Origin of the sequence: Blastococcus sp. KM273128, from assembly GCF_021698975.1 — a bacterium.
Lineage (GTDB): Bacteria > Actinomycetota > Actinomycetes > Mycobacteriales > Geodermatophilaceae > Blastococcus.
Window position 1 is genome coordinate 1 of sequence record NZ_SSXA01000122.1, and the last position, 6,444, is coordinate 6,444.

At 63.1% G+C, this 6,444-nt stretch carries 6 protein-coding genes and 1 pseudogene; 1 reads left to right on the top strand and 6 read right to left on the bottom strand.

Annotated features, from left to right (window positions below; genetic code table 11):
* Positions 1–202 (top strand): hypothetical protein (locus E9529_RS20715; protein WP_236833162.1); only part of this gene is annotated, 202 nt, incomplete at its 5' end.
* Positions 203–220: 18 nt separating this feature from the next.
* On the opposite strand, the pseudogene vsr reads toward E9529_RS20715, so the two are convergent.
* The 6 genes and pseudogenes from vsr to E9529_RS20745 all read right to left on the bottom strand — a co-directional run.
* Positions 221–580: pseudogene (vsr, locus tag E9529_RS20720) on the bottom strand (DNA mismatch endonuclease Vsr); the annotation flags it as partial.
* Positions 549–1,772: a hypothetical protein gene (locus E9529_RS20725; RefSeq protein WP_236833157.1), complete on the bottom strand. Its 1,224-nt coding sequence runs from the start codon at positions 1,770–1,772 to the stop codon at positions 549–551. The gene E9529_RS20725 and the pseudogene vsr, both read right to left, overlap by 32 nt.
* Positions 1,769–3,031 (bottom strand): AAA family ATPase, encoded by a 1,263-nt coding sequence (locus tag E9529_RS20730; RefSeq protein ID WP_236833158.1) that lies wholly within the window; start codon positions 3,029–3,031, stop codon positions 1,769–1,771. The genes E9529_RS20725 and E9529_RS20730 overlap by 4 nt, the downstream gene beginning before the upstream one ends.
* Complete coding sequence (locus tag E9529_RS20735; RefSeq protein ID WP_236833159.1) at positions 3,024–3,413, bottom strand: hypothetical protein; 390 nt, start codon at positions 3,411–3,413, stop codon at positions 3,024–3,026. The genes E9529_RS20730 and E9529_RS20735 overlap by 8 nt, the downstream gene beginning before the upstream one ends.
* Complete coding sequence (locus E9529_RS20740; RefSeq protein WP_236833160.1) at positions 3,406–4,542, bottom strand: DNA cytosine methyltransferase; 1,137 nt, start codon at positions 4,540–4,542, stop codon at positions 3,406–3,408. The genes E9529_RS20735 and E9529_RS20740 overlap by 8 nt, the downstream gene beginning before the upstream one ends.
* 11 nt (positions 4,543–4,553) lie before the next feature.
* Positions 4,554–5,837 carry a DNA cytosine methyltransferase gene (locus E9529_RS20745; protein ID WP_236833161.1) on the bottom strand — a complete coding sequence of 428 codons (1,284 nt, stop codon included), beginning with the start codon at positions 5,835–5,837 and terminating at the stop codon, positions 4,554–4,556.
* Positions 5,838–6,444: the final 607 nt, after the last annotated feature.

Genomic DNA, 6,444 nt, shown 5'->3' on the forward strand with positions numbered 1-6,444 from the left:
GATAGGTCCCTCGACAAGACCCATCCTTGCTGGTCAGGAGCACTTTTCAGTTGATCAACACCCGGTCACGCCGCTCTCCCGTGAAAGCCCCGGGCTAGCGCCCGCGCTGGGCGGCTCCGAGCTGACGGAGTCGTCTTTGATTCAACAAGTAGCGTTCGTCGATCCGAGCCAGCTTCTCTACGATCAGCTGTGCGGCGGCTAACGGATCCTCGTGCTCCCACACCCGAAGAACGACCCACCCGGCATTCGTCAGGATCTCGTCTGAATCGCGATCTCTGAGCACGTTGGCTTGCAGTTTGTCTTGCCACCAAGCTCGGTTGGACTTCGGCAATGTCCCGTGGGTGGGGCAGCTGTGCCAAAAACAACCGTCGACGAAAACCGCTACCCGCGCTGCCGTGAAAACGAGGTCGACACGCCTGCGATTGCCCAGGTGCTGGACCTTCGCATGAACTCGATATCTCAGCCCGACGGAGTGAAGTATGCGACGTAAGCCGACTTCGCAGTCGGTGTCCCGGCGCCTCGTCGTGCGCATACGCTGCCGAACGGCGTCATTCGTTGCTGGCGGTGGCGGCACTCTCATGGCCACGTTCCTCAAGAAAGTCCCCGATCAAAGAATCAAGATCCGAAGGTCGGGCCATGCCCAGCACACCGCTCCTCGTCCGGACTCGAGCCACGCTGCGTGCCACCTCCTCCGGCGCCACGACGTACGCGTCGGCGCTGCGACACAGGGAGGATGTTAGCTCCGTGGCGTAGAAGGCGGCTTGACGTAGGCCATGGCGGCCGACGTAGTCCGAGTCCGCTGAATACTTGCACTCGACCACAAGCGCCTGATTAGCGGGATCGATCAGAAGTATGTCGGGTGACAGTGACTGGTTATTGCCGGACAGCACCGAGGTGAGTTGGCGATATGGAGACGCGGTGCGATATCTCTGCCATAGTCCGCCCGCCTCGAACCAGAGGTCGAGCACGGTCGCGTTATGCGTAACCTTGAACTGAGCGCGCCCGGTTGAACTCCCTAAGATGCCGATGCTCTCGACCCTCGCCCCGGCATCTCTCAGAGCCAAGAGAACTACTCCGAGCACTCCAAGATGGAAGAAGACTGGCCGTAGTTCAGGTTGAATCAGTGCATGCGCTAATTGACTCGGGTTACGGAGCTCGAAAAGAATTCTAGCCATGGCGGCGACCCGTCGCCAAGGCCCGCCTTCTCTCCGCACGGCCAGTAGATCAGCCTTCGAAGGCTCCGGACCGGGCTTGCCCTCGGTCGCCTCCAGCACCCGTCCGAGGCAGTCGAGTTGAGCCGCAACGGGAAGATCCGCCTTAGATCCAGGAAGGGATACCGAGTCTCGGAGACGCAGGACGGCGGCGGCCACCCAGCGGAGTGTCCTAACCAGCAGCGCGTCGCCCACCCGCGCCTTCTCTCGGTTAGAGAAGGCGCGGGGGGGCCATCCATGGTCACGACGCGTCGCAATCCAGTCCGTGACGCCTGAGGGTGTCCCCGTGACGGTCCTTTCGGAGACCGTTTGGGCGGGGATCAGGTCGAGCCAATCTACGAGACGGACCGGTAGTCCCTGAATCTCGGGCAGAAGGCGCAGGAAGGTTACGTGATCGGCTCTCTTCTGGAGATCCTGCTGTGACCAGCGACGGTCGACTGCGTCGATCCGGGATTGGGCCAGGAGTGGAATCAGCTGCCCCTGACCCACCCAGACGCGTAAGACGTAATCGAGCCCCTCGGTGGGGATCTCGAGCATGGGTCTATCGGCGTGCTCGGTCATCCCAGGACGCGACTCGACTCGATAACCCATTGCCACTCGGCGACGCTGAGAGCGCCATTCTCACTGACCACGCGGTCACCCAAGGCGTCAACGGAATCTTCCATTTGGTGAAGCCACGTTCCAACGTTGATCAGGTATCCTTCGGCGAGCAGTTCACTTTCCGCGGACGTAAGCGCCGAGCGTGCATCGGACGCTTCGACGGGCTGTGCATCTCCGTCTGCCACGGCGTCGATCCTGCTACCGCGGAACTCGGGGGCCGTCTCGCTGCTTGGAAAAGTTGCGGACCCGTCATCGAGCAAGGTCTCTGCTCCCGTCTCGATGCCGGCGCGAACGTAGTCGGCGATCCGCAGGAAGACGGCAGGGCCAAGATCTGTGTCGGCGCTCCGATGGTGTGCGTCGTATAACCCGACGATTCTCGCTGTCAGGGACAGCGGAAGACCTGCCGCGGATACCTCGATGGCCTGTCGGAACTGATCAGTGGATGGCGTGGGGATGGGCACCCGGAGGAAGCGCCGTCCAAGTGCCTGTCCGAATCGGAAGACTCGCTGAGCATCGATGGCGTTGTACGTACCAAGGATCCGCCACTCGGTCCCGGCGGCATAGGCCACATCCGGGCCGCCGGCCATCGGATCGCTTAGCTGGTCCAAATTCTCGGTCTCCGACGCCGGCCCCTCGGCCCACTGCAGTCTCACCGACGGCGAGTCCAGAATGTGCGCCGCCTGCCCGACGACTACCTCCTGGCCCGATAGCCAGGTCAGCAGCCCGCCGAAGATGCGGTCCATGTCGGCGCGATTGGCCTCATCAAGGACAAGCCAACGGTCCTCGGCTATGGAACGGAGAACGAGCCCCGGGCGGAAGCGCAGGTGGCCCTGAGTGTCGACGGTGGTGCCGCCCACAAGGTCATTGGTGGTCCAGTTCTCCTGGGGAGCGGTCCACGTCGGCTCTTCCACTGGCTTGGTAAAACCAAACGACTCGTAGTCGCTACGAATTTGCTCAACAATCTGACGCAGCAAAGTCGTCTTGCCGGTGCCTGGAGGGCCGACGAGTATGACCCCAGGCGCAGAGAGGATGGCGAGCCGAACCATCCGATTGACTCGCTCGTCAATGACCAGTGGAATCGTCGAAACCGGCAGTGCGGTCCCGATGGCTCGGTCTTGCGCGGCGGTAGTCGTCCCTCCGTGGGGTCCGAACTCGGCGCTGTAATCGACCGGTACATCAGGAAACATGTCAACCAGAGCCTGAACAATTCGGTCAGTCATCGAACCTCACTATGCGAGAGGGGCGGTCTTCTTCAAGGAAGAGAATGCACCGAAGCGATGGCAAGCTGGCTCGTTGACGCATGGCTCTAAGCACCTTGTCCGGAGTGACGTCATCCAGGCAGCTGATGATGGCGTACTTGGGGTCCCACTTGGCCATCTCGTCGACCCTGTTGCCGATCTGCTTAGACTCGACGATCACCTTTCCGATGACCGAGCGATTCCGGCCGTTCTCCTCGATCTGGAACTCCGAGGCGAACCAGGTGTACAGCGGGGCCCACTTATTCGCAGCGTTGCGCGGTGCACCGAGGCCCTGTCGCACCGCCTCGAGCAGCGCTTCTCTGAGTCTCGCTGCTTCCTCCGCCGGCAGACGACCATCAGGCATCGGTCATGCTCCTTGCATGTTCTTCGAGATCCGCTAGGAACCCGGCTGGAAAGCGAAGGCTGCCCTTGCGAGTCCGGCTCAAGAAGCCGTTCGCAGCGCGTGCTGAAAGTGGGCGGCCACCGTGCCTGAGGAAGGTGGCCAAGGGATCGCGAGGTAGCCATGCGGGAAAGGCGCTGACCTTGGCGGCGTGTATACGCCCATCGTAATCCGCCCAGGCTGCCTGTCGCGGCCAAGGGGGCCCCTCGATGGGGCGGTCATTCGATGGGTCGTAGAACCCCGGGAGGGCGAGGCGTTCGCCGAGCCACTGTGCAACTGGTGGGCTGACCGCATTGCCCACAAGCCGCCAACGTTGGCCCGGTCGGGCGACCTCTTCAGCCGGAGCCGTCCAGTCCTCCGGAAAGCCCTGGAGCCTCTCGGCATCACGAATGTCCGGAGTGATGAACTCGCCGCTCGGAGTCCGGATGGCAGGAGGTGAGGCAACACCGACGCTCGAACCACACTTGATCGGCGGCACACCGTCAACCGTCCAACCGAAGGCACGCATGCCCTCCGTCCAGTAAAAGCCACACGCAGCGCTGCGATAGTCGTCCACAACGCTTGGGGGAGTGGCCTGGTCGGCCAGCAGGACATCGCGTGGGTCCCCTACACGACTGGCAACTAGAAACCACCGATTACGTCGCTGCGGCAGGCCGAATGCGTTGCTGTCGACAACCCGATAGCACCAGCGATAGCCAAGTGCGGTGAGGGTCTGCGTAACGAAGGACAGGGCGCTGCCCTTGTTCAAAGAAAGGAGAAAGGGCACGTTCTCGAGCACGACCCACGGCACGTCGCCGGTTTTCAGAATCCTGAAGACCTCGGCCACCAGGCTGCTCTTCGAGCCGGTGATACCGGCCTTCCGCCCCACACTGCTCAGGTCTTGGCACGGGAAGCCGGCGACAAGAAGGTCCGTTCCGGTGGGAATGGCGGTCACGTCGCGGACGTCTTCTTCGACCTTCACGTCAGGAAAGCGGCGGCGGAGAACATGTAGAGCCGGGGGGAAATTCTCGACCAAGAGGGAGGCCTCGTGGCCCGAAGTCCTGAGTCCGAGTTCGAAGCCACCGATGCCGGAGAAGAGTCCGGCGACACGCATGGGTCCGAGGGTCAACGCAACCACTCCAGGGCTATGGCGGTGGTCAATCGAGACGGGACGGCATTCCCAATCATGGTAGCCAGGGCGGTCCGGGTAATCGTTTCTGGAAACTGGAACCAGTCGGGGATGTACTGCAACCTGGCCGCCTCTCGAGCGGTGAGCGTCCGCTCTCGACTGGGGTGGACATATCGTCCCATGCACATGCTGTAGAAGCCCCTGGTTATCGTCTGAGAAGGGCGATCCCAGCGCAGTCGGCCATAGATGGAAGAGTATGTGTGTCCTCCGGATGCGTGGCAGGGCGGCCGCTCGGAGTCAGGCAGGTCGTACAGATCGCGCTCGAAGAGGAACCGCATTCGTCGTCGGGTGTCCGGGTTGGAGCGGGCTGTCTCAAACATCCGCGAGGATGTCGTGCTAGGTGAGTCCTGAAGATCCTCCATCGCCCACCGGACGTCTCGCGGTGACCGGGCGTGGTTACGCCGCATCGACTCGAAGTCCAGGGCGCCGTTCCTGCTGGCAGCCAGAATGAGTCGCTTCCTCGTCTGTGGCACTCCGAGCAGGGGGAGGTCCACGACGTCGAGAGTGACGTGATAGCCGGCCTCGCCGAGCTGGTCCGCCGTCCGTTGAACGACCCCATTCTTGTCGTGAAGGGCTCCCGGGACGTTCTCGATCAGTACATGTGCGGGGCTTAGCACTTCCGCAGCGCGAACCATTGACGCGTACAGGGCATTCTTGGCATCGTTGCGCCTGGTCCGGTTGTTGAGATCGCTGTGTCCCTGGCATGGGGGACCGCCGACAAGAATGTCAACTTCTTTGTGGCGTTTTGCGATCAATCGTTCACCCGTGGTCAACGCTGCGCGAACGGAGCCGTCGAACACTTCTGTGACGCTTGCGGTGACTGTCTGCGCATCAGGGAAGTTGTGCGCGTAGGTTGCGATGGCGTTCGGATCGAGATCAACCGCGAGCGCCGGTTCGAATGATCGCCCCAGTGCCCGCGCTGCCTCCTCGAGTCCGATGGTCAGGCCGCCGCAACCCGAGAAGAGGTCAACGGTGCGAAGTGTGCGACCGGAAGCTCGCGGCGGGCGGGTCGCGCTTCGAAGCCAAGCTCTTTCTGCACGATCCGTGATGGACAGTGCCGATTCGATGGACTCGTCGTGTGGGGCCACGTCGCTGCGTGTGATCCCGGCGTCAGTCCGGCGAAGAATCCGCTCGTACACGGCGCCGCTGATGCGGAATTCTTCCGCCTGACGGGAAATGTTCGGGCTTCGCTGGTCCGCGGGCTCCGTTACCTGGGTCACTGTCGTCCTATGGTGAGGCATCACGTTGCGAGCGACGGTAGGCGGCCCCTCTGACAATCTCTGTCCCCTCCCCGTCGCGACGATCCTGCTACATGGGCATGGAGGCGTTGGGGTGCCAGGCCGGGTGTGGCGTGTCGGGACCTCGCCAGGCCAACTCCATCCATCGGGGGAAGCCGTCCGCTTCGCGGCGACCCGGGCGTCGCCGGTATCCGCCGCAACCTCAGGAGCGAGCTGGTCGTCGCCGGCGGATGGATCCCACGCCGTCGGTCGCGGTCGCGTCCTCGCGCGTAGCGCCGGCCCCGGGACAACACGGCGCTCGAGGCCCGCGACGACGTCCCTACCTTCACCACGCCTCCGCTCCCGGGAGCCGGTCGAGGTGCAGGGCGGCGTGCGGGTGCGCCTCTTCGTCGAGTCGGACAACGCGTACTCCGACGTCTTTCGTGCGGCTGTGCGCCGTGGGCCCGAACGGGAAGTCCATCAAAATCACCGACCGGCTGGTCCGGCTCAAGGTCAAGCCCGCTGGCGTGGTGTGTGACGGCTACCGCGTGATCTTCATGTCTGGTCAGGCGCTGAGCGCCGGGATCGTCGGCTGGCCGGTCACCTCCTC